Annotated in this window: 24 protein-coding genes and 1 pseudogene; 20 read left to right on the top strand and 5 right to left on the bottom strand. The window is 67.9% G+C overall.

The genetic code is table 11. The features are described from left to right. The first annotated feature begins 126 nt into the window (after positions 1-126). Positions 127-735, top strand: a complete 609-nt coding sequence (locus F5544_RS33205; RefSeq protein WP_203217404.1) for a superoxide dismutase family protein — start codon at positions 127-129, stop codon at positions 733-735. Positions 736-750: 15 nt separating this feature from the next. Here F5544_RS33205 and F5544_RS33200 read toward each other — a convergent pair whose 3' ends face one another. Together F5544_RS33200 and F5544_RS33195 are read right to left on the bottom strand one after the other, a co-directional pair. Next, positions 751-1,857 (bottom strand): enolase C-terminal domain-like protein, encoded by a 1,107-nt coding sequence (locus tag F5544_RS33200; protein WP_167476832.1) that lies wholly within the window; start codon positions 1,855-1,857, stop codon positions 751-753. Then, positions 1,854-4,724 (bottom strand): FAD-binding and (Fe-S)-binding domain-containing protein, encoded by a 2,871-nt coding sequence (locus F5544_RS33195; protein ID WP_167476831.1) that lies wholly within the window; start codon positions 4,722-4,724, stop codon positions 1,854-1,856. Before F5544_RS33195 ends, F5544_RS33200 begins: the two co-directional genes overlap by 4 nt. 140 nt (positions 4,725-4,864) lie before the next feature. Between F5544_RS33195 and F5544_RS33190 the strand changes: the two are divergent. The 9 genes and pseudogenes from F5544_RS33190 to F5544_RS33150 all read left to right on the top strand — a co-directional run. Further along, a pseudogene (locus F5544_RS33190) lies at positions 4,865-6,652 on the top strand (thiamine pyrophosphate-requiring protein); the annotation flags it as partial. Positions 6,653-6,679: 27 nt separating this feature from the next. Beyond that, entirely contained in the window at positions 6,680-7,246 is a 567-nt protein-coding gene (locus tag F5544_RS46725) for a hemerythrin domain-containing protein (RefSeq protein ID WP_167479642.1), read from the top strand. Further along, a complete protein-coding gene (locus F5544_RS33180) occupies positions 7,243-7,728 on the top strand; it encodes a Na+/H+ antiporter subunit E (protein WP_167476830.1) in 486 nt (161 codons plus the stop codon). Before F5544_RS46725 ends, F5544_RS33180 begins: the two co-directional genes overlap by 4 nt. Next, a complete protein-coding gene (locus F5544_RS33175) occupies positions 7,728-7,985 on the top strand; it encodes a monovalent cation/H+ antiporter complex subunit F (protein ID WP_167476829.1) in 258 nt (85 codons plus the stop codon). Before F5544_RS33180 ends, F5544_RS33175 begins: the two co-directional genes overlap by 1 nt. Further along, on the top strand, positions 7,978-8,295 hold the full coding sequence (locus F5544_RS33170) for a monovalent cation/H(+) antiporter subunit G (protein ID WP_167476828.1): 318 nt from the start codon (positions 7,978-7,980) through the stop codon (positions 8,293-8,295). Before F5544_RS33175 ends, F5544_RS33170 begins: the two co-directional genes overlap by 8 nt. 73 nt (positions 8,296-8,368) lie before the next feature. After that, positions 8,369-8,611 (top strand): Na(+)/H(+) antiporter subunit B, encoded by a 243-nt coding sequence (locus F5544_RS33165; RefSeq protein WP_167476827.1) that lies wholly within the window; start codon positions 8,369-8,371, stop codon positions 8,609-8,611. Between the two features lie 8 nt (positions 8,612-8,619). Further along, positions 8,620-9,351, top strand: coding sequence for an MnhB domain-containing protein (locus F5544_RS33160; protein ID WP_238846782.1), 732 nt, complete (start codon positions 8,620-8,622; stop codon positions 9,349-9,351). Then, positions 9,348-9,695, top strand: coding sequence for a sodium:proton antiporter (locus tag F5544_RS33155; protein ID WP_167476826.1), 348 nt, complete (start codon positions 9,348-9,350; stop codon positions 9,693-9,695). The genes F5544_RS33160 and F5544_RS33155 overlap by 4 nt, the downstream gene beginning before the upstream one ends. After that, complete coding sequence (locus F5544_RS33150) at positions 9,695-11,497, top strand: complex I subunit 5 family protein (RefSeq protein ID WP_167476825.1); 1,803 nt, start codon at positions 9,695-9,697, stop codon at positions 11,495-11,497. Before F5544_RS33155 ends, F5544_RS33150 begins: the two co-directional genes overlap by 1 nt. Here the strand turns inward: F5544_RS33150 and F5544_RS33145 are convergent, their stop codons facing one another. After that, positions 11,498-13,009 carry an FAD-dependent oxidoreductase gene (locus F5544_RS33145; RefSeq protein WP_167476824.1) on the bottom strand — a complete coding sequence of 504 codons (1,512 nt, stop codon included), beginning with the start codon at positions 13,007-13,009 and terminating at the stop codon, positions 11,498-11,500. Between the two features lie 115 nt (positions 13,010-13,124). Here F5544_RS33145 and F5544_RS33140 point away from each other — a divergent pair, with 115 nt between their 5' ends. Together F5544_RS33140 and F5544_RS33135 are read left to right on the top strand one after the other, a co-directional pair. Then, on the top strand, positions 13,125-13,367 hold the full coding sequence (locus F5544_RS33140) for a CsbD family protein (RefSeq protein WP_167476823.1): 243 nt from the start codon (positions 13,125-13,127) through the stop codon (positions 13,365-13,367). Positions 13,368-13,474: 107 nt separating this feature from the next. After that, a complete protein-coding gene (locus F5544_RS33135) occupies positions 13,475-14,419 on the top strand; it encodes a YihY/virulence factor BrkB family protein (protein WP_167476822.1) in 945 nt (314 codons plus the stop codon). Positions 14,420-14,469: 50 nt separating this feature from the next. On the opposite strand, the gene F5544_RS33130 is transcribed toward F5544_RS33135, so the two are convergent. After that, positions 14,470-14,676: a hypothetical protein gene (locus tag F5544_RS33130; protein WP_167476821.1), complete on the bottom strand. Its 207-nt coding sequence runs from the start codon at positions 14,674-14,676 to the stop codon at positions 14,470-14,472. 137 nt (positions 14,677-14,813) lie between these two features. Between F5544_RS33130 and F5544_RS33125 the strand changes: the two genes are divergently transcribed. The 8 genes from F5544_RS33125 (at position 14,814) to F5544_RS33090 (ending at position 20,844) form a co-directional block, all read left to right on the top strand. Continuing rightward, on the top strand, positions 14,814-15,422 hold the full coding sequence (locus F5544_RS33125) for a flavodoxin family protein (RefSeq protein WP_167476820.1): 609 nt from the start codon (positions 14,814-14,816) through the stop codon (positions 15,420-15,422). Between the two features lie 113 nt (positions 15,423-15,535). Further along, positions 15,536-16,159, top strand: a complete 624-nt coding sequence (locus tag F5544_RS33120) for a PAS and ANTAR domain-containing protein (protein ID WP_167479640.1) — start codon at positions 15,536-15,538, stop codon at positions 16,157-16,159. A 40-nt stretch (positions 16,160-16,199) separates the two neighbouring features. Beyond that, the gene (locus tag F5544_RS33115) at positions 16,200-17,393 is read left to right on the top strand and encodes an AI-2E family transporter (protein WP_167476819.1); all 1,194 of its coding nucleotides are present in this window, start codon (positions 16,200-16,202) and stop codon (positions 17,391-17,393) included. 229 nt (positions 17,394-17,622) lie between these two features. After that, a complete protein-coding gene (locus tag F5544_RS33110; RefSeq protein WP_167476818.1) occupies positions 17,623-17,889 on the top strand; it encodes a cold shock domain-containing protein in 267 nt (88 codons plus the stop codon). Further along, a complete protein-coding gene (locus F5544_RS33105; protein WP_167476817.1) occupies positions 17,886-18,128 on the top strand; it encodes a hypothetical protein in 243 nt (80 codons plus the stop codon). The genes F5544_RS33110 and F5544_RS33105 overlap by 4 nt, the downstream gene beginning before the upstream one ends. A 179-nt stretch (positions 18,129-18,307) precedes the next feature. After that, complete coding sequence (locus F5544_RS33100; protein ID WP_238846781.1) at positions 18,308-19,189, top strand: STAS domain-containing protein; 882 nt, start codon at positions 18,308-18,310, stop codon at positions 19,187-19,189. 55 nt (positions 19,190-19,244) lie between these two features. Continuing rightward, a complete protein-coding gene (locus F5544_RS33095; protein WP_167476816.1) occupies positions 19,245-19,949 on the top strand; it encodes a GAF and ANTAR domain-containing protein in 705 nt (234 codons plus the stop codon). 196 nt (positions 19,950-20,145) lie between these two features. Then, the gene (locus F5544_RS33090; RefSeq protein ID WP_238847516.1) at positions 20,146-20,844 is read left to right on the top strand and encodes a PAS and ANTAR domain-containing protein; all 699 of its coding nucleotides are present in this window, start codon (positions 20,146-20,148) and stop codon (positions 20,842-20,844) included. A 4-nt stretch (positions 20,845-20,848) separates the two neighbouring features. Here F5544_RS33090 and F5544_RS33085 read toward each other — a convergent pair whose 3' ends face one another. After that, positions 20,849-21,019, bottom strand: a complete 171-nt coding sequence (locus F5544_RS33085; protein WP_167476815.1) for a hydrophobic protein — start codon at positions 21,017-21,019, stop codon at positions 20,849-20,851. Positions 21,020-21,030: the final 11 nt, after the last annotated feature.

Raw genomic sequence — 21,030 nt, 5'->3', positions numbered from 1 at the left:
GGGTCGGCCGCGCCCAAACCCGTCTCGCCGACACGTAGGCCTCTCTCGCGTCGGCCCCCACTTGCGCAACGTCTCTCGTTGTATCCGCGCGAGCAGGGCTTTGGTCGGCAGCGCGGAAATCCCCATATGGAAGCGTTGACCGGTTCGTTACCTGGGGCGGAGCCTGGTCGCATGAATTGCAAGCCATATTTCTTAGGTGCCGTTGCCGCCGTTCTCTTGAGTCCCGCGATACCCGCGAATGCCTGCGATCCCGTTGTCTCCGAAGGGACTTTCGAGCCCTGGCAGGAAGGGATGGTCGCGGTCACATACGATACGACGCTCGCTCCTGCGGGCAGCCGTGCCAGGATCGAGATCGATAACGACGGGCAGACCACCACCGCCACTTTCACCGTCAGCGGACTGCTGCCGAACCGCGTCTACGGTACGCATGCGCACACGAAGGCGTGCGGTGCGAAGCCGGCCGATTCCGGCTTCCACTATCAGAATGTGGAAGATCCGAATGCCAAGGGCAAGATGTCGACGGACGCGCGATACGCCAACCCGCAGAACGAACTCTGGCTCGACTTCACCACCGATGAATCAGGCAGCGCCACACAGGTTTCCAATGTCGATTGGGTCTTCCGCGATGGCGAGCCGGGTTCGATCGTCGTGCACGAGAAGAAGACCGACACGACCGACGGCAAGGCGGGTATGGCCGGCGCGCGAGTCGCCTGCCTGAGCATCCCGCAGCCGTAGCCCCGCGATCTCGCGTCACCCGTGCGTCGGAAGGCGGTACGGCGCTGCGGTTTCCGCGATGCGCATGCCGTGGCCGCAGGGGTCGGCCGGGTCGTCGGCATGCGGGCGGATGGCGCCCGCGGCCACCCGGGGCACCCCTTCCGCGAGCAGCGGCTCCAACCTGGCGTGGTCGATGAACCATTCGATGTGGCGCAGGTTCGGTATCGCGGCGGTGACGGGGGCGCTGAGGGCGGGGGCGCAGTGGGCGGAGACGTCCAGTCCGTGTGCGGCGGCTACGGCGGCGCAGGCGAGGAAGCCGGTGTAGCCGCCGCAGCGGGTGACATCGAGCTGTAGGCAGTCGACCGCGCCGATCAGTGCGGCGGCATCGTATGCGCCGTATGCGTATTCGCCCGCGGCGATATCGCAGTGGACGGCGGCGCGGACCTGGGCGAGACCGGGGGGATCGTCGCTGGTGACCGGCTCCTCGAACCAGCTGACGCCGAGCCGGTCGAGTTCCGCGCCCACCCGGCGGGCCTGCCCGACCGAGTAGGCGCCGTTCGCGTCGACCATCAGCTGGGTGTCCGGCCCGATCAGCTTGGTGGCCAACGCCGTTCGCGCGAGATCCCGGCCGGGATCGGCGCCGATCTTGATCTTCACCGCCCGGCAGCCCGCAGCGCGCCAGCCATCGATCTGTTCGCCGAGCTGATCGTCGTCGAGGTTGATGAAGCCGCCGGAGCCGTACACCGGCGTCACCGGCCGCACCGCGCCGAACAGGGTGGTCAGCGCGACGCCGAGCAGGCGGGCCTTGAGATCCCATAGCGCGATATCGACCGCGCTGAGCGCATGCGCCACCAGCGCGGTGCTGCCGATATTGCGGCAGTGCCGCCACATCAGGTTCCGGCAGCGGCCGATATCGAACGGGGACAGCTCGCGCAGCACCGGGACCAGTTCGGTCTCGATCACCGCGGCCGTCGCGGGACCGCTGTAGGTCCAGCCGGTTCCGCGACGGCCGCCCGCATCGATGGTGACGACGACGGCGGTGGTCTGATCCCAGGCGAGGGTGCCGTCGGCCTCCGGCTGCGGGGTCGGGAAACGGTATGCCGCAACGTCGATCGCGTCGCCGATGCGCAGGTCGTCGTTCATGACGCACCGCCGATCGCATCCGCGAGCACCTCGGCCGTATGCCGCGGCCGCGCACCCGGAGTCAGCTGGCGGATCTGGGTGCGGCAGCTGAAACCGTCGGCCAGCACCATGGTTTCGGGATCGGCCGCCCGGATGGCGGGCAGCAGCTTGTCCTCCGCGCAGGCCACCGAAACGTCGTAGTGTCCCCGCTCGAAACCGAAATTACCGGCCAGGCCGCAACATCCGGCGTCGAGCACGTCGACGTCGACTCCGATCCCGGACAGCAGGTCCTGCTCGTGCTGATGGTGCAGGATCGCGTGCTGATGGCAATGCGGTTGCAGCAGTGCGGATCCCGCCCGCGACGGCGGTTTCCACTCCGGTGCCCGCTCGGCGAGCAATTCGGCCAGCGTGTGGGTCTGCCCGGCCAGCCGGTGCGCGTCCTCGTCACCGTGCAGCAGCTCCGGCAGATCGGCGCGGAAGACGGCCGCGCAGCTGGGTTCGAGCACCACCACCGGCGTTCCGGCGCGCAGCTGCGGTGCCAGCTGCCGAAGTGTCCGGCGCAGTACGCGTTTCGCGGTCGGCAACTGTCCGGTGGATATCCAGGTGAGCCCGCAGCACACGGTGCGGGCCGGGATTTCGATATCGAATCCGGCCGCACGCAATACGGTCACCGCCGCATCGGCGATGCCGGGTTCGAAATTGTTGGTGAAGGTGTCGGGCCACAGCAGCACCTTGCCGCGTGCACCGGAACCCGTTGGGCCGTCGAATGTCCGGGTGAAGCGCCGGTTCGCGAAGCGCGGCAGCTGACGCCGCGGATCGATACCGCCCGCGCGGGCGAGCAGCCGACGCGTCGGCCCCTGCGCCAGCGCGTTGGCCACCGGCGCCATACCCGTCGCCAGCCGGGCCCACAGTGGGATCCACCCCATCGAGTAGTGCGCCAGCGGGCGCGGTCGGTGCCGGTAGTGGTGGGACAGGAATTCGGCCTTATAGGTCGCCATGTCGACATCGACCGGGCAGTCGCTGCGACATCCCTTGCAGGACAGGCACAGATCCAGCGCGTCGCGCACCTCGGTGGACCGCCAGCCGTCGGTGATCACCTCACCGTTGAGCATTTCGAACAACAGCCGGGCCCGGCCGCGGGTGGAGTGCTCCTCCTCGCGGGTGGCCCGGTAGCTCGGACACATCACCCCGCCGCTCGCGCCCCGGCATTTGCCGATGCCGACGCAGCGGCCCGCGGCCTCGCTGAAACGGTGGCTGTTATCCGGAAAGGCGAAGTGGGTCACCGGTTCCCACGGTCGGTAGTCGCTGCCCTGACGCAGCCTGCTGTCCAGCGGGTAGGCGTCGACGATCTTGCCGGGATTCATTCGGTTGCGCGGATCGAGAATGCGCTTCAACTCCCGGAACGCGCCGACCACCGTATCGCCGAACATGATCGGCAGCAGCTCGCCGCGCGACTGTCCGTCGCCGTGCTCGCCGGATAGCGATCCACCGTATCCGGCCACCAGATGTGCTGCGGCGGTGACGAATTCACGGTAGCGCGCGATGCCGGTGCTGGTGCGCAGGTCGAACGGGATTCTGGTGTGTACGCAGCCGTGGCCGAAATGCCCGTAGAGCGAACTGGATTCGTAGCCGAACTGCTTCAGCAGACGCTCGAAATCGCGAAGGTAGTCGCCTAGACGCTCCGGCGGCACCGCCGCATCCTCCCAGCCCTCATGGGTTTCCGGGCCGTCCTGCGGAAACGCCGTCGCGCCGAGCCCGGCCTCACGCGCCGCCCAGATCTCGGCCTCGCGGCGCGGATCGTCGAGCATGGTCGCCTCGGCGCCGGTCCGCTCGCGCAGTTCGTCGATCATCGCATTCGCCTTGGCGTCCGCCTCTTTCTGGTCGGCGCCATCGAATTGCGCCATCAGCCAACCCTTTCCGGCGGGCAGCTGCTGGATCGCCTTTTCGGCGAGGTGGCGGCTGTGCTCCAACTCGACCAACCGGTGATCCAGCCCCTCCAGCGCCGCCGGTCGATGTTCGAGCACCAGCGGCACCGCGTCGGCCGCGGCGTACACATCCGGAAAACCGAGCACCGCCATGGCGATCGCGGCGGGGCGCGGCACCAACTGGATCTCCGCCCGCAGCACCGTCACCAGCGTGCTCTCGCTGCCCACCAGCAGCTTGGCCAGATCGCAACCGCGTTCGGGCAGCAGCGAATCCAGGTTGTAGCCCGAAACCCGGCGCGGGATATCCGGATACGCGGCGCGGATATCGTCGGCGTAGCGGTCGCCGAGCGTCAGCAGTCGCTCGCGCAGTTCCGCGAATTCGTTGTCGCAGTCCGCCTTCGGGCCGCCGACCCAGGCGCGGACGCCGTCGTAGGTGAGCACCTCCATGCGCAGCACCGAATCCACGATCTTGCCGTACGCCTGCGCGGTGGAGCCGCAGGAGTTGTTGCCGATCATCCCGCCGATGGTGCAGCTCACATGGGTGGCGGGCTTCGGGCCCACCATCAGATCGTATTGCGCCAGTTGACGATTGAGGTCGTCCAAGGCGATACCCGGCTCCACGATCGCGCTGCGCGCCTGCGGATCGACGGCGATCAGCCGGTGGCAGTACTTCGTCCAATCGAGCACCACCCCGTTGTTGCAGCACTGGCCGGCCAGGCTGGTGCCGCCGCCGCGGGACAGCACCGGCACATCGTGCTCCCGGCACACCGCGATCGCCGCGACCGCGTCGTCAGGGGTGTGCGGCACCACGACACCGAGCGGCACGGCACGATAATTCGACGCGTCGGTCGAATATGTCGCCCGCGATCCGGGGTCGAATCGCACCTCGCCGGCGCACCGGCGGGTCAATTCCTGCGCGAGGGCGTCCATCGGAAATTTCTCGCGGCCAGATCCTGCGGCCATCAGCGCTCCTTCGCCGTCCGTTCGATGCGTCGGAGCGCGGATACCCGGCTGTTTCGGCGGCACACCCGGCATCTGATTGGGTTCGGCCACTCCGGGTACTCGCGCCGCGTCAGCCACCGCCAGACACGACAGGAGAGACGATGACGCAACAGGTTGGTGACTACGTCGTGCAGCGGCTGCGGGAGTGGGGCGTCGAGTACGTATTCGGCTACCCGGGCGACGGGATCAACGGGCTCATCGCCGCCTTCGGCCGCGCGGACAACGAGCCCGCCTTCATCCAGGCCAGGCACGAGGAGATGGCGGCATTCCAGGCTACCGGCTACGCGAAATTCAGCGGCCGGGTCGGCGTGTGCACGGCCACCTCGGGCCCGGGGGCGATCCATCTGCTGAACGGGCTGTACGACGCGAAACTCGATCATGTGCCGGTGGTCGCGATCGTCGGGCAGACGGCGCGCAGCGCCATGGGCGGCAGCTACCAGCAGGAAGTGGATCTGCAAACCCTGTACAAGGATGTGGCCTCCGATTACCTCGTCGAGGTCAACGTATCGAGTCAGCTGCCCAATGCGCTCGATCGGGCCATCCGCACCGCGCTGGCCCGGCGCGCGCCCACCGCGGTGATCATTCCCTCGGATCTGCAGGAGGAGAAGTACACCCCGCCGGGGCACGCGTTCAAGGAGGTGCCGTCCAGCCCGCCCGCGACCCCGGTGACCAGGGCCCGCCCGGAGCCGGACGAGATCATGCGCGCCGCGGATATCCTGCAGGCGGGTTCGCGGGTGGCGATCCTGGTCGGCCAGGGTGCGCGCGGCGCCGCCGGGGAGGTCACCGAGGTGGCCGAGCTCACCGGGGCCGGTGTCGCGAAAGCCTTGCTGGGCAAGGACGTATTGTCCGACGATCTGCCGTTCGTGACCGGCCCGATCGGCCTGCTCGGCAGCAGACCCAGCTACGAAATGATGCGCGACTGCGACACGTTGCTCATCGTCGGATCGAATTTCCCCTATTCGCAATTCCTTCCGGAGCCCGGGCAGGCCAGGGCGATCCAGATCGATATCGACCCCACCATGATCGGGATGCGTTACCCGACCGAGGTCAACCTGATCGGTGATGCGAAAGCGACGCTGGCCGAACTGATTCCGTTGCTGGAACGCAAGCAGCACCGGTCGTGGCGGGCCACCATCGAGGACAATGTCGCCCGCTGGTGGCAGACCGTCGAGCGGCAATCCATGCTGGACGCGAAGCCGGTGAACCCGATGCGGGTGATCTGGGAGCTGTCCCAGCGCATACCCGAAAACGCAATCGTGACAGCGGATTCCGGTTCGTCGACCAACTGGTACGCCCGCTGTCTGCGGATGCGCGGGCAGATGCGCGGGTCGCTGTCGGGCACCCTGGCCACCATGGGCCCGGGCGTGCCGTACGCGATCGGCGCGAAATTCGCCGAACCGGGCCGTCCGGCCATCGCGCTGGTCGGCGACGGCTCGATGCAGATGAACGGCATGGCCGAAATGCTCACCATCGCGCGGTATCACCGGCAGTGGGCCGATCCGCGCCTGATCGTGTGCGTCTTCCACAACAACGACCTCAACCAGGTCACCTGGGAGCTGCGTGCGATGGGCGGCGCGCCGAAATTCGAGGAATCCCAGACGCTTCCGGACTTCTCCTACGCCGATTTCGCGCGCAGCGCCGGATTCGCGGCGTTCGCGGTGGACAATCCGGCCGATCTCGGCGCGGCCTGGGACGGTGCGCTGCACGCCGACGGGCCCGCGCTGATCGATGTCCGCACCGATCCGGAGGTCCCGCCGATCCCGCCGCACGCTACTTGGGAGCAGATGCGGGATATGGCCGAGGCCGTACTGCGCGGCGACCCCAACGCCTGGCATCTGATCACCCAGGGCGCGAAAACCAAGGCACAGGAGCTCATTCCGGGCACCCGCTCGGAATCGACCGATGCGGAGCAGACAATGGCAACCAAACCCGAACAAGACGTGGTCGATCTGCTGACCGCGCAGCACGAGGAGATCCGCACGCTGCTGCGCCGGCTGCGCAGCGGGCACGAGGACAAACAGGAGCTGTTCAGCGAGCTGGTGCGGCTGCTCGCGGTGCACGAGAGCGCCGAGGAGGGCGTGGTGCATCCGGTGGCCAAGCGCGCCGTATTCGGCGCCGAAGAGGTGGTGCAGCCGCGGCTGGAGGAGGAGAGCGAAGCCAAGCGCGCGCTCTCCGAACTGTACGACCTCGGCGTCGACCATCCCGAATTCGACGCCAGGCTGGCCGAATTCGCCGATGCGGTGGACAGGCACGCCGCGCATGAGGAGCGGGAGGAGTTCACGCTGCTGCGCAAGCAGTACTCGGCGACGCAATTGGAGCGGATGGCCGGATCGCTGCGGGCCGCCGAGGCGGTGGCCCCGACCCGTCCGCATCCGCACGCGGGCGAATCGAGGATGGCGAATCTCGTTGTGGGACCGCCACTCGCACTGTTCGACCGGGCGCGCGACGCCGTGCGCGACTGGCGGCAGTCGCAGGGTGAATGAGCCGCATCGCAAGCGCGGTGGAGGCGGGGGCGTGGTGGGTGGTCTGCGTGCTCATCTGGCTGGCCACCGTCACGGTGTTCACGGTGCAGGAGCTGTTGGCCGCCTGCGTATTCGGGGTGCCGTGCGCATTGGTCGCGCAGCGGGCGCGGCTCGCGGTACGCGGGAGTTGGCGCCCGCCCCCGGAGTTGCCGCGGCTGCTGCCCGCGCTGGTGGCGGCGGTCGCCGCGGACAGCGCCGGTGCGCTGCGCCTGGCGGTGCGCACCGGGCGGGAATTCGGTGAGCGCACCGAAATACCCCTGGCGGAAACGGATTCAGGTGCGCGCCGGTCGGGCCGGGAGGCCGCGGCGACCATGCTGTTCTCGGCGACGCCGGGAACCATCGTCGTCGATTCCGTGGAGGATGGGAAAAAGCTTGTGGCACACGCATTTCCACTGCCCGAGACGCGTTTGGCGCGTTCGCTGCGCCGAGCGGAGGCGGACTGATGCCGGTCTGGTTGCTCGTCACCGGCGCACTGCTCGCGGGCGCACTGCCGCCCGGACTCGCGCTCTCGGCGCGCGGCCCGGCCGAACATCGGCTGGTCGGCCTACAGCTGGTGAGTTCGGTGGTGGTGATCGTGCTGGTGACCGCGAGCCTCGGGGTCGGCAGGCCCGACTACCTGATCGTCCCACTGGTGCTCGTGCTGCTCGGCTTCGCGGGCACCCTCGTATTCACCAGGCTCGCAGGAGAATCCGATGACTGACGCAATAGCCGGTGCGCTGCTCGCGGTCGGTGCGCTGCTCGCCGTCGCGGCGTCGCTGGCCGCACTGCGCCCGCGCGGCGTATACGCCCGGCTGCACTATCCGAGCATTGTCACCTCGGTGACCGGTCCGCTGCTCGCGCTGGCCGTATTGCTCTGGTACGGACCGGGTCTCACCGCGGCGACGGTGGCGGCGATCGTGCTGCTGCTGGCCGTGACCAATCCGGTGCTCGCCGCGGCGATCGGCAAGCGTAATGCGCACACCGCGGAGCGTGTTTCAGCGCGGACAGGCGTCGGCGAGGCGCAGTCGTGAGCGAGCGTAGCGAGCGAACCATAGGCACAGCAGCCTCGCTCGCGACGGAGCCGAGCGTCAGCGAGGCGCAGTCGTGAGCGTACTCATCGTGCTGGCGCTGCTGCTGGTCGCCGTCGCCGGGACGGTGATCGTCTTCACGGATCGTCCACAGCGGCAGGCGGTTTCGCTCGCGGTGTACGGTGCGCTGCTGGCCCCCGCGTTCGTCCTGCTCGGCGCGCCCGATGTCGCGCTCTCGCAGATCGCGGTCGGCACCGCCATCGTGCCGCTCATGGTGCTGCTCACCGTGCGCGCCATCCGGAAATGGCAGCGGCCATGAGGTGGTCGGTGCGGTTGATCGTATTCCTCGCCGGGGCGGCGGGTATCGCGGTGCTGCTCGGGCTCGCGGTGGTCCGGCTGCCCGAATTCGGTGCGCGGGAACACCCCTACCGGGACGCCACCGTCGCGGTCGCGCAGCGGCAGCATGCACCGAATGTGGTGTCCTCCATCAATTTCGATCAGCGCGGCTTCGACACGGTCGGCGAGGAGGCCATACTCGTCGCCGCGGTGGTCGGCGCCGCCACGCTGCTGCGGCTGGATCGCGATGAAAGCGAAGAGGTGAGCCGCGCGACGGAAAAGCCGCGGCTGCTGGCGGCGACCAAGCTGTCCGGATACCTGCTGCTGCCGGTGACCCTGCTGGTCGGCGCGGATGTCGTGGTGCACGGGCATCTGACACCCGGCGGCGGATTCCAGGGCGGTGTTGTACTCGCCACCGGAATTCATCTGCTGTACGTGGCGGGCGACTACCCCGCCCTGCGGCGGATGCGACCGCTGCCGTGGTACGAATTCGGCGAATCCGGGGGTATGGGCGCGGTGGTGCTGCTCGGGATCGCCGGTGTGCTGAGCGGGGCCGGATTCCTGGCCAACGTCCTGCCGCTGGGCTCGACGGGTCAGCTCGCTTCGGCGGGCACCGTGCCGGTCTTCAGCATCGCGGTCGGGCTCGCGGTGGGCAGCGGCATGATCGTGCTGCTGGCCCAGTTCTTCCGCCAATACCTTTCGGCGACAGGGGAATCGCGATGACCGTCTTCCCATACGTCGTCGCGGTCTGGCTGTTGCTTTTCGGCATCCTCGGCGTGGTGCGCAGCAGGCACCTGGTGCACACCGTGGTCTGCGTCTCGATCGCGCAGTCGAGCACCTATGTGCTGCTGCTGGCCATCGGCTACCAACGCGGCGCCACCGCACCGATTTTCGGCTCCGCGAACCCGCCCGGCTCGCCCGTGGTGGATCCGGTGGTACAGGCGATGGCGCTCACCGACATCGTCGTCTCGGCGACGGTGACCGCGCTGCTGCTGGCGCTGGTGATCCAGACTGCCAAGCGGCACGGCACCGTCGTGCCGGACGAACTGCACGCGCTGCGCGGCTGATGTCAGCGGATTCGCTTGCGCCGCTGATCATTACCCTGCCGATCGGTGGTGCGTGCGCACTGCTGGCGCTCGGCAGGCTGCTGCCCCGCGCGGCGATCGACAGCATCGCGCTCGCGGCCGCGGTGGCCGTCACGGCGCTGGCCGTGCTGCTGGTGCGCGCCACCGGCGGCGGTGCGGTGGTCACCTGGGCCGGCGGTTGGCGGCCCGCCCCGGGTGCGACCGTCGGCATCGTGCTGGTGGCCGACCGGCTCAGCGCGGTACTCGTCCTGCTCATCACCGGGCTCACCACCGTCGCGCTGCTGTTCGGCTGGCACTACTTCGACAACCTGCGCGCCCACTATCCGGCACTGGTGCTGCTGTTCACCGCGGGCATGACCGGATTCGCGCTCACCGGCGACCTTTTCGACATGTTCGTCTTCTTCGAGTTGATGAGCGTCGCCGCGTACGCGCTCACCGGCATGGAGGTCGAGGATCCCGAATCCGTGCAGGGCGGGCTGAATTTCGGCGTCATCAACTCGCTCGGCGCGTACCTGTGCCTGTTCGGGATCGGGCTGCTCTACGCGCATACCGGACAGCTGGGCCTGCCGCAGCTGGGTGTCGCGCTCGCCGGGCAACACCGGGATCTACTCGCGCTCATCGCCTTCGGATTGATCGCCACCGGCTGGCTGGTGAAGGCCGCCGCGGCGCCGTTCCATTTCTGGCTGGCCGACGCGCACGCCGTCGCGCCCGCGCCGGTGTGCGTGCTCTTCTCCGGGGTGATGGCCCCGCTCGGCGTCTACGGGCTGGCCCGGATCTATTGGAGCGCCTTCGATGTGGTGCTGCCGCGGCCCGGCGTGCACCGGATGATCATGGTGCTCGCGGTGGCGACGGCACTGCTCGGCACGGTGATGTGTCTGCTACAGCGGCATATCAAGCGGTTGCTCGCGTATTCCACCATCGCGCACATCGGGTTGTTCCTGCTCGGCGTCGGCTCGTTGTCCGCCGCGGGCGTCGCGTCCGCGACGCTGTACCTCGCCGGGCACGCGGCGGTGAAGGGCGCGCTGTTCCTGCTGGCCGGAATCCTGTTGTCGCACTACAGCTCCCTCGACGAGCACCGGTTGTACCATCGCGGCTCCCGGCATCGCGTGCTCGGCGCGCTGTTCGTACTCGCCGCGCTGCTGCTGGCCGGGTTGCCGATCTCCGGGGCCGGGCTCGGCAAGGCGCTGCTGGAGGAGTCGGCGGGCTCGATGTGGTCGATCGCGCTGGTCGTCCTGGTCTCCGCGCTCACTGGCGGCGCGGTGCTCCGGGCCGGGCTGCGGATCTACTTCGGTTCCGGCGCAAAGCCTTCCGCGCAGTCGGCGGCCGATGAGACGACCGGTGCGCACGAACACCCCGACACCGAGACCCCGCGCGGCCGGGTCCCGGCCACCATGTTCGCCTCGATCTGCGCGCTGCTGCTCGTCGCGCTCGCGCTCGGGTTTCCGTCCGCGCTCACCACGGCGATCGGCTCCGCCGCAACGGAGTTCACCGAGCCGACCGGCTACCGCGCCGCGGCGCTGCTCGGGACGACACCCGCCACGGCGGCCGGAACGCATATCGAATGGAGCACCGGGGGAGTCCTGCTCGGCGGACTGTCGACCGTGCTCGCGGTCCTGGTGGCGGCGCTCGCGCTCTACGGGCGAAAACTGTTGCCCGACACACCGGCTCGCCTTTCGGCGGTGATCGGCGCGCTGCACCGGGCGCACAGCGGACACCTCGGTGACTACGCGGCCTGGCTGCTGTTCGGCGCCGCCGCTGTCACCGGCCTGCTGATGACGGGTTGATCAGCGATGTTCGAGAACCGGTATGGGCGGGCAGACCTGCGGCAGCGATCGCGTCGCCGGACCCTCCAGCAGCGTGCCGTCGGCGGCGAAGCGGGAGCCGTGCAGCGGGCAGTCCCAGGACTTTTCGGCCGAATTCCAGCGCACAATGCCGTACAGGTGTGGGCAGACCGCGGACACCTCGGTGGCGGTCCCGTCGACCGTGGCTACGGCGGTGGGATGCGGGAGGTGCCGCTCGATCCGGCCACAGCCCTCGGCGGGCGGCTGGGCATCGGCCCGGCCCGCGCACAGCCAGCCTTTCGAAAACTGTTGAGCCACCGAGGCATTGGCGGAGATCACGGCGGGCAGTGCCTTGACCTCCGCGGGGCGCCAACTCGCCAGCGCACCCGCCCACTCCGGTGTCTTGCCGATGCTGTGGCCGGCCAGCGCGAGCGCCGCCGCCACCCCGTTGGTCATACCCCACTTCGCGTAGCCGGTGCCCAGGCGTATGCCGTCGTTGCCGGGCAGCAGCGGCCCGATATAGGGCAGCTCGTCGGCTGGCGCGTAATCCTGTGCGGACCAGGCGGTTACGGGTTCGGCGGTGGGGAACCACCGCCGGGTCCACGCGACGAGATCGTCCATGAGTTCCGCGGTATTCGTCGCGCGGCCCACCACGTGACCGTTACCGCCGACGAGCAGGATCGCACCGTCCGCGGCCGGGGTGTAGCGCAGTGAGCGGGTCGGTTCGCCCGCGCTGATGTACATGCCGTGCGGAATCGGCTCGGCCACCCGGAACGCGGTCAGATACGACCGCTGCGGCACCAGCCGGGCGAAGAAGCCGCCGCGGTCGAGAATCGGTGTGCCGGTGGCCAATACGATGGCGCCCGCGCGCAGCTCGGCATGTTCGGTGCCGATGACGAAGTCGCCGTCGGCACCGTTGCGCACCGAGCGCACGGGGCTGGATTCGTAGATCGGCGCGGCGTGCGCCTCGATATCCGCGGCCAGGGCCGCGAGCAGGGTCATCGGATCGAGCTGCACCTGATCGGCCAGCCGCACCGCACCGTGCGCCGGGAACGGCACATCGAGGCGTTCGACGAATTCGACGGGCACGCCTGCCGCGCGCAGCACCTCGTATTCGGCGCGGGCCGAGTCGATTTCGGATTCGGACTGGGCATAGGTGAACGCGTCGGCCCGCTGGAACGGCACGCCGCGGGTGTCGCAGTAGTCGACGATCCAGCGCTGCGCGGCCAGATTGGCGTCCAGGTAGGCGCGCAGTGTGTCGCCGGACCGATGCCGCCGGATCTGCTGAGCTCGAATACCTTGCAGCAGACTCACTTTCGCGGTGCTCGCACCGGTCGTGCCCGCCCCGATGCGCCGTGCCTCCACCACCGCGACCTCGATGCCGTTCTCCGCCAGCAGCAGCGCGGTCACCAGCCCGGTGAGCCCACCGCCGATGACGACGGTGTCGAAGCGCAGCCCCGGCGTGACCCGCAGCCGGGCCGGTGTCGATACGTCGGTCAACCACAGTGGTGTCATGCTCCGGGCATAGCCGCTGTGACCCGGGCAAAACCTGCCGCCGTATCCGGTTGAGGCACGGTACGGCGGGTATGCGGCCTATGTCAGCCGACAATCGATTTCGAGGAGATCGGACATGTCCGAACACCGCAGCGGGCCTCGCGAAGGTATCGAAGGCGTCGTGGAGGACGTCAAGGGCAAGGCCAAGGAGGCTGCTGGCATCGTCACCGGCGACGAGGGTCTCGAGGGTGAGGGCCGCGCCCAGCAGGACAAGGCGGCGTCGCAGCGCGCGGCCGCCGCCAAGGAGGCCGCCGCCGAGAAGGCGCGCACGCAGGCCGATATCGACGAGCAGCGCGAGCGGGCTCGTCAGGGTCGCTGACGCTGAATACAGCAACCGCCCGGAAGGGGCGAGAGTGGTTGCGGCCGTGCGGGTCTCGGTGATCATCACCGGGACCCGCACGGTCTCTCCGGCCGAGGGGTCGAAAGATGGCACGCCGTCGGATATCGAATCCGGTCCAATTGCGTTGGCGCACTTGGCGTGGGGTACTAGGGCGCACGCTGATGGCGGTGTGGTCGGACGAACTCACCGACTGGGCCGCCGCGCTGACGTATTACAGTGTGCTGTCACTGTTTCCAGGACTGCTGCTGCTCACCTCGCTGCTGGGTCTGCTCGGCCACGGCGCGACCGATTCGCTGATCGACACCGTCCATCGGCTCGGCCCCGGTAGCGGCACCGCGTTGATGGTGGACGCCATCAACGAATTGCACGGCGCCCGTTCGCTTTCCGGCCCACTGGCGATCGCCGGCTTCGGTACCGCGGTGTGGACCTCCTCCGGATATGTCGGCGCGTTCATCCGTGCCGCGAATTCACTCTACGAGGTGTGCGAGGGGCGTTCGATCTGGAAGACGCTGCCGCTGCGATTCGGCCTGACCGCCGCGATGGTCGTGCTGGTCGCCGCCTGTGCGATCGGCGTCGTCGTCACCGGTGATCTGGCGCGCGGCGTCGGGCGCTGGCTCGGTATCGGATCGGCGGGCGTGTGGCTGTGGGAGGTGCTCAAGTGGCCGGTGCTCGCGCTGCTGGTGAGTGTCGTCTGCGCGGTGCTGTATTGGGTGGCGCCGAATGTGCGTCAGCCCGGATTCCGTTGGCTGACACCGGGAAGCGTGCTCGCGGTGCTGGTCTGGATCGCGGCCTCGGCCGGATTCGCGGTCTATGTAGCGAATTTCGGCTCCTATAACCGGGTGTACGGTTCGCTGGCGGCCGCCGTCATCTTCCTCGTCTGGCTGTGGCTCACCAATCTCGCGGTGCTGCTCGGCGCCAAATTCGATGCGGAGCTGGTGCGCGGACGCGGTATCGAGGAGGGGCGGCCGCCGGATCACAAGCCGGTGCTCCCGCCACGCGACCTCCCCGAAACCGGTAGTGCTACAGCATAATTCGAAGAAGGCCCGGGCGTCACCGCACGGGCCCGCTCCGATCGAAGAGGTCAGCTCTGGCTGCCGCTGTGGCTGTGCTGGCCACCCTTCTGCTTGGCCTCGGTAGGCTGCGCCTCGGCGCCCTTGCGGCCCGCCTCGTGCGGGTCGGCGGCGTTTTCCGAGCCGAAGCTGCCGCTGCTCGCCTTGCCACCCTTGCTGGCCTGCTCCTGAGTATCCGGACGGTTTCCGAACTGACCGGGGTTCTTCGGATCTGGCATGGTGCCCTCTCCTCTTCGGTAGTTGAAACTAGCTGCGGCCCCGGTTCGGACCACATGTCCGCACTACCCCCGGAGCCGGTTGTCAATCAGGGGGTTGCCGATCGGTTTCTTTTGTGGTGCGCGGGTATTCGCGACGCATGAACGAGCTGACCGCCGTCGCATTGGTGTGCACGCTGAAGCAGTCGCCGGCGGATTCGAGTTCCGATCTGATCGCGCGTCAGGTGCTCGACGAACTGGTCGGTTACGGCGTGAAAGGTGAGGTGCTCCGGGTAGTCGACTACGACGTCCATCCCGGCGTCACGGACAATGAGGGCCCGCGCGACCAATGGCCAGTGCTGCTGGAGCAGATCCGGTCGGCGCGAATCGTGTTACTCGCCACACCCACCTGGCTCGGCCATATGTCGTCGGTCGCGCAGCGGGTGCTGGAGCGGCTCGACGCGGAGCTGTCCCGGACCGATGAGGCGGGCCGCCCCGCGCTGACCGGGAAGGTCGGCGTCGTCGCGGTGGTCGGCAACGAGGACGGCGCGCACAAGATCGTCGCCGATGTGTTCCAGGCCCTGAACGACCTGGGGTTCTCCATTCCCGCGCAAGGCTGCACCTATTGGAACGATCACGCCATGGGCAGCACGGATTACCGCGACCTCGACGAGGTGCCGGAGGCCGTCGGGAAAACCAACGCCACGGTGGCGCGCAACGCGGCGCACCTGGCTCGGCTGCTGGCCGCCGACAACTATCCGGCCCCCTGATCGATCCCCTGGACCCATCGAAATCGACTGATACGCCTCATACTTAGAAGGTGACGGACAGTACGGCCGATGAGTCGGCCCGGGTGTTGGCGGCGGTGGTCGGTCCCGATGGGATGCGCACCACCGGTACCTTCCGTTTCTGGTTCACCGACCATCGCTGGGAATGGTCGGACGAGGTGATGGCCATCCACGGCTACAGCCCGGGAAGCGTCACGCCGACCACCGAATTGATGCTGAAGCACAAGCATCCGGACGACCGCGAACAGGTGGCCGACGCCATCACCGAGGCCGTCACGAACGGCAGGCCGTTCAGCAGCAGTCACCGGATCATCGATACCGCGGGCCGGGTGCATCAGGTGCTGGTTCTCAGCAGCAGCATGTTGGACGCGGACGGCAAGGTCATAGGCTTGGAGGGCTACTACGTCGACCTGACCGACACCGTCGACGAGCGCATCCAGGAATCCCTCGACGAAACCATCGCCGACGTCGTCAGCGCCCGAGCGGTGATCGAGCAGGCCAAGGGCGTGCTCATGCGCGTCTACCGGATCAATGCCGAGCAGGCTTTCCGGGTGCTGCGCTGGCGTTCCCAGGAAACCAACGTCAAACTGCGTGCGCTTGCGGCTCAGTTGATCGCCGAACTCACCACGATGCCGCCGTCGACCGCGGAGGAGCAGACCGCGTTCGACCACATGCTGCTCACCCTGCACGAACGCGTCGACCCCCACTGTGACCGGTAAACGGCTGTTTCGGAAACCGCCGCTCGGCTATAGCCCGGTCATGAAACGTTCAACCCGCGCGGCGGCGGACGGCGGTGCCGAAGCCGGGCACGATGATGTCGTCGGTCAGCCGCATACCGCCGCCGAGGGTGGTCCGCTGCTGGAGGCCGAGGCGCAGGCGGCACAGGACAGCACGCCGACGCATCCGCTCGGCCGTCCCGGCCGCCCGTTCGACCGGCGCTCCCCGTTCATGATCGGGCTGACCGGCGCCGCGGGCGTCGCCACCACCTACGCGCTGATCCAGGCGGTGCTCGCCGCCGGGCAGGTGCTGACGCTGATCCTGGTCGCGCTGTTTCTGGCGATCGGCATGGAACCGGCCATCTCCTGGCTGGTCCGGCCCTGGTTCCCGCGCTGGGCCGCGGTGACGCTGGTCTGCCTGGTCGCGCTCGGGTTGTTCGCCGGATTCCTCGCGATCCTGATACCGCCGCTGGTCGAACAGGGAACGGCCTTGGCGCACAAGGCGCCCGACTATGTCAGCCATCTGGCGCAGCGGTATCCGGTGATCCACGATCTGGATTCCCGCTTCCATCTGGAAGACAAAGTGCAGCACTGGCTTTCGGAATCGTCGGGGCTCACGGGCGGGGTGCTCGATGTCGGGCGGGCGCTGTTCAGCGCGGTCACCTCGACGGTGATCGTGCTGGTGCTCACCGTTTACTTCATGGCGAATTTCCGCCGGGTGCGCGCCGTCATCTACCGCCTGTTCCCCCGGGCGCGCAGGCCCAGGGCCATCCTCATCGGCGACCAGATCTTCGCGAAGGTCGGCGGCTATATCCTCGGCAACCTGCTGATCTCGCTGATCACCGGCACGCTGACCTTCATCTGGCTGCTGATCTTCGATGTGCCGTACGCCCTGGTGCTCGCGGTGCTGGTGGCCGTGCTCGATCTGATCCCGGTGGTGGGGTCGACCGCCGCGGGCATCGTCGTCGCGCTGGTGGCGCTGACGGTTTCGGTGCCGGTGACCATCGCGACGGTCGCCTTCTTCATCGCGCTGCGCCTGGTCGAGGACTATCTGCTGGTGCCGCCGATCATCGGGCGCACCGTGCAGGTGCCCGCGGTGGTCACCGTGGTCGCGGTGCTGCTCGGCGGCGCGCTGCTCGGCATCGTCGGTGCACTGCTGGCCATACCGGTGGCCGCCGCGCTGCTGCTGATCCTGCGGGAAACGGTGCTTCCCGCATTGGATCGCGGACCGGCGTGAATCCGAAAACGATTGTTTACCACTCACTTTCGCGGGTAGAGCGGCAACGACGACCTGCCGTCGACCATGCCTGCCGAGCAGGTGAAGCACTTCAGCGACGAAATCCGTTCGGCCGCCCGGGCCAACCGGCCCGGCGATTCTGGTCGCGGTGGTCTAGTTTCCCGCCGATCGGGGCGGGAACCCTACATAACGGCTCCGGCCAATCCCGGACGAGCACGGAGGAGACTCCATGACCACTTCGTTGACGCCGCAAACCACCGACTGGCTGACCGGTTCGGTCGCCTGGTTCGACGCGCAGAAGGGGTTCGGATTCATCGCGCCGGACGGTGTCCGGCAGGCCCCGGTCTTCGTGGAATTCGACCATATCGATCTACCTGGCTATCGCACGCTGACCGAGGGACAGCAGGTGCTGTTCCGCCGCGAGTTCGGCCCGCACGGCCGGGCCGCGGCCGTCGTGCGCCCGGTGGACGCGCCGCAGTGGCCGGAGCCGCTGTGACGGCGCGGGGCGAACAACCGGATCAGGAACTCTGGTCCGACGAAACCATCTCGGCCACAGAGCAATTGGACGAGGACGAACTCGGCGTCGACCCGCTGGAGGAGGGTATGGACCCGCCGGACGAATGGTCCGGCGCCGACCGCTACGCCGTGCCGCCCGCCGACCTGCGGGCCGGGCCGAGCCTCGGCGACCGGTTGGCCGAGGAGGAACCCGATATCGAACCCGGGCAACCGGACTGACCGTCCGGGTTTGCCGGATTCGCGACGCAACCGCAGCAACCGCGTCGCCGACTCGTGACGGCGTTTGAACCGTAAACACTCCGTGGGGGTATACGATTCACGCACGGCAGTGCCCGGTCAAGAAAGCGGCTGGTTGCTGCCGACAACGCCGAGTCCCGGTGTACCGGAAGGTCATCGCCTTGTCGCTCGTCAGCGAGCCCTTCGAGATCGAGTCGGACCGCCTCAGCAAGGATTTGCTGTCCCAGCTCGTCCGGCACCTGCGGCAGAACCGCACCGTCTTGCGGGAGGAGTGGGCGCGCCGGATCACCGCCGCCCAATTGCTCACCGCGATGACTCCGGAGCAGATGTTCTCCGAGGCCACCCGCGTCTACGACAACTATGTCGCGGTGCTGGAGACCGGTTCGGTCGAGGCGCTGCAGGATTACGCCCGCGACCTGTCCGAACGCATCGTCCCGCGCGGGGTGCAGACCGAGGAGGTGCTCGGCATCGTCCTGCTGCTGCGCGATGTGCTGGCCCGCTCGCTGTTCGAGAAGTACCAGCTCGATCTCGGCCTGCTGTACCGGATCCTGGACGCGTATGAGCCCGCCGCCAACCGGATCGCGAACACCGTCGGCGTCTCGTTCGTCGAGGAGCGCGAGCGCATCATCCGCCAGCAGCAGGAGGCGATCCGCGAGCTGTCCACCCCGGTGTTGCAGGTGCGCGAGCAACTGCTGATCCTGCCGATAATCGGCGTACTGGACAGTCAACGCGCCAAACAGCTCACCGAACAGCTGCTGCGGGCCATCCGGCTCAATCGGGCGAAGGTCGTCGTGATCGACATCACGGGTGTGCCGACGATCGATACGACGGTGGCGAACCACCTGGTGCAGACCGTCGACGCGTGTGGGCTGATGGGCGCGAGCGTGATCATCACCGGCCTGTCGTCGGAGATCCCGTTGACGCTGGTCACGCTCGGGTTGGATCTGTCGAAGATGGACGCCGTCGGCGATCTGCAGGGCGGCATCGAACAGGCCGAGCGACTGCTCGGCTACGCGGTGCGCCGCGCGGGTGAACGGGCGTGAACACGTTTTCCTGTCCGTCGGCGGGGTAAGCGCTTCGCGAGAGCGAGGTGCGGAAATGGCATACGACAGTGAGGCATTGATGGCGGCCCTGTCCCGGTTCGCCCGGCTGCTGCCGACCTCCTACGAAGTAAGTACCGCTCTGGACGAACTGGTCGGCAGCGTGACCTCGGTGCTCGGCTTGATCGGCGCGGGCGTCACGCTCGAATCCGATGGCAAACTGCGGTTCGTGACGGCGGCCAGCGAGGCCGTCGCCGAATTGGAGCGCTGTCAGGAGCTCACGCAGGAGGGCCCGTGCGTCGAAGCGCACAGGTCGGGGCAGGTGATCGCGGCACCGGACCTGGAGGCCGAGCTCGCACGGTGGCCGCAGTACACCGCCGTCGCGCTGCAGAATCGGATCTGTGCGGTGGCCGGAATCCCAATGCATCTGGGCGGCAACAAGATCGGCGCGGTGAACCTGTATCAGCACGAGCCCCGAGGATGGCCGGAAAGCGATCTGGAGGCCGCCCAACTGCTCGCGGATATGGCCACCGGATATGTGGTCAACGCGAACCTGCGCAACCAGCAACAGCAGCTCACCGAGCAACTGCGGCACGCGCTGGATTCCCGGATCGTCATCGAACAGGCGAAGGGCATTATCGCCAACCGGCACGGCGTCGGCCTCGACGACGCCTTCGCCCTGATTCGCAAATACGCACGCGCACAGCAGACTTCGCTGCACGCGGTATCATTTGCCATCGTCGAGGTCGGGCTGCGGATCTGAGCGTGCCGCGTGGATCCGGTGCGGCTGGGCATCTTCATTGCCGATGGCCGCTGCATCGCTTATCGTCGGTATGCTCTAGGCAGGTCGGGTGTGTGTCGCGGTAGCGACGTTCATTCGGCCGTCCCGTCCGCCCCAGACCCCGGTGGATCCTCTAAATCCATTCCGACAAGGCAGGGGAGTGGCGGCAGTGGTGACGATTCCACCTGAGCGCACACGGCACGACGATCGTTGCGTATCCGATGACGGGGTTCCGCCGCAGACCATGGGCACGTTCAGTTTTCGGTTCTCGGATCAGCGGTGGGAGTGGTCCGACGAGGTCGCTCGGATGCACGGCTACCAGCCGGGAAGCGTGAGAGTGACGACGGAACTCGTACTGTCACACAAACATCCGGAGGACCGCGCGGCGGTGACCGAGGTACTGGATCTGGCCCTGCGGACCGGCGCGCCCTTCTCCAGCCGGCACCGCATCGTCGACACCGCGGGCAACGTGCACCACATGCTCGTGGTCGCGGACCGCATGTTCGATGAATCGGACGCCCTGGTCGGCACGCACGGATACTACGTGGATCTGACCGGAACGCTGGCCGATGCCAAGAACGAGATGCTGCAGCAGACGCTGCCGGAGCTGGTGGCGGCGCGCGCGGTGATCGAACAGGCGAAAGGCGTGCTGATGCGGATCTACCGGATCAATGCCGAACAGGCCTTCCGGGTGCTGTCCTGGCGATCCCAGGAGACCAACACCAAGTTGCGGGTGCTCGCCGCGCAGATCATCGACGAACTCGACACGATCGATCCGGTGCCACCCGATATCCAGAGCCAGTTCGACCATCTGCTGCTGACCGCGCACGAAAGGGTGCCGGGCAGCACGGCAGATGGTCGAGACAGGCGGAATTAGCGGTCTACCACCGGTACCAGCGGCCGCCGCCGCCGTTCGCACCCGCGCTGCGGAAGACGAAGCCGAGCGCCCAGATCACCAGGACGGCGATGGCGACCCACCACAGTGCCTTGAGTGCGAAGCCCGCACCGAAGAGGATCAGCGCGAGCAGTAAAACGAGTAGCAGTGCAATCATTGTGTTGTACC

This window comes from Nocardia arthritidis, from assembly GCF_011801145.1.
Taxonomy (GTDB): domain Bacteria; phylum Actinomycetota; class Actinomycetes; order Mycobacteriales; family Mycobacteriaceae; genus Nocardia; species Nocardia arthritidis_A.
The sequence above is the reverse complement of the archived record's forward strand: the minus strand, read 5'-3'. Positions and strand labels throughout refer to the sequence as shown.

Bases quoted from the DNA above. Each gene is read 5' to 3' on its own strand.
- F5544_RS46725 (WP_167479642.1), top strand. From the start codon at position 6,680: ATGGCAACCAAACCCGAACAAGACGTGGTCGATCTGCTGACCGCGCAG.
- F5544_RS33110 (WP_167476818.1), top strand. From the start codon at position 17,623: ATGACCACTTCGTTGACGCCGCAAACCACCGACTGGCTGACCGGTTCG.
- F5544_RS33145 (WP_167476824.1), bottom strand. From the start codon at position 13,009: ATGACACCACTGTGGTTGACCGACGTATCGACACCGGCCCGGCTGCGG.
- F5544_RS33140 (WP_167476823.1), top strand. From the start codon at position 13,125: ATGTCCGAACACCGCAGCGGGCCTCGCGAAGGTATCGAAGGCGTCGTG.
- F5544_RS33130 (WP_167476821.1), bottom strand. From the start codon at position 14,676: ATGCCAGATCCGAAGAACCCCGGTCAGTTCGGAAACCGTCCGGATACT.
- F5544_RS33150 (WP_167476825.1), top strand. From the start codon at position 9,695: ATGTCAGCGGATTCGCTTGCGCCGCTGATCATTACCCTGCCGATCGGT.
- F5544_RS33205 (WP_203217404.1), top strand. From the start codon at position 127: ATGGAAGCGTTGACCGGTTCGTTACCTGGGGCGGAGCCTGGTCGCATG.
- F5544_RS33155 (WP_167476826.1), top strand. From the start codon at position 9,348: ATGACCGTCTTCCCATACGTCGTCGCGGTCTGGCTGTTGCTTTTCGGC.
- F5544_RS33200 (WP_167476832.1), bottom strand. From the start codon at position 1,857: ATGAACGACGACCTGCGCATCGGCGACGCGATCGACGTTGCGGCATAC.
- F5544_RS33170 (WP_167476828.1), top strand. From the start codon at position 7,978: ATGACTGACGCAATAGCCGGTGCGCTGCTCGCGGTCGGTGCGCTGCTC.
- F5544_RS33135 (WP_167476822.1), top strand. From the start codon at position 13,475: ATGGCACGCCGTCGGATATCGAATCCGGTCCAATTGCGTTGGCGCACT.
- F5544_RS33095 (WP_167476816.1), top strand. From the start codon at position 19,245: ATGGCATACGACAGTGAGGCATTGATGGCGGCCCTGTCCCGGTTCGCC.
- F5544_RS33115 (WP_167476819.1), top strand. From the start codon at position 16,200: ATGAAACGTTCAACCCGCGCGGCGGCGGACGGCGGTGCCGAAGCCGGG.
- F5544_RS33125 (WP_167476820.1), top strand. From the start codon at position 14,814: ATGAACGAGCTGACCGCCGTCGCATTGGTGTGCACGCTGAAGCAGTCG.
- F5544_RS33120 (WP_167479640.1), top strand. From the start codon at position 15,536: ATGCGCACCACCGGTACCTTCCGTTTCTGGTTCACCGACCATCGCTGG.
- F5544_RS33085 (WP_167476815.1), bottom strand. From the start codon at position 21,019: ATGATTGCACTGCTACTCGTTTTACTGCTCGCGCTGATCCTCTTCGGT.
- F5544_RS33175 (WP_167476829.1), top strand. From the start codon at position 7,728: ATGCCGGTCTGGTTGCTCGTCACCGGCGCACTGCTCGCGGGCGCACTG.
- F5544_RS33195 (WP_167476831.1), bottom strand. From the start codon at position 4,724: ATGGCCGCAGGATCTGGCCGCGAGAAATTTCCGATGGACGCCCTCGCG.
- F5544_RS33180 (WP_167476830.1), top strand. From the start codon at position 7,243: ATGAGCCGCATCGCAAGCGCGGTGGAGGCGGGGGCGTGGTGGGTGGTC.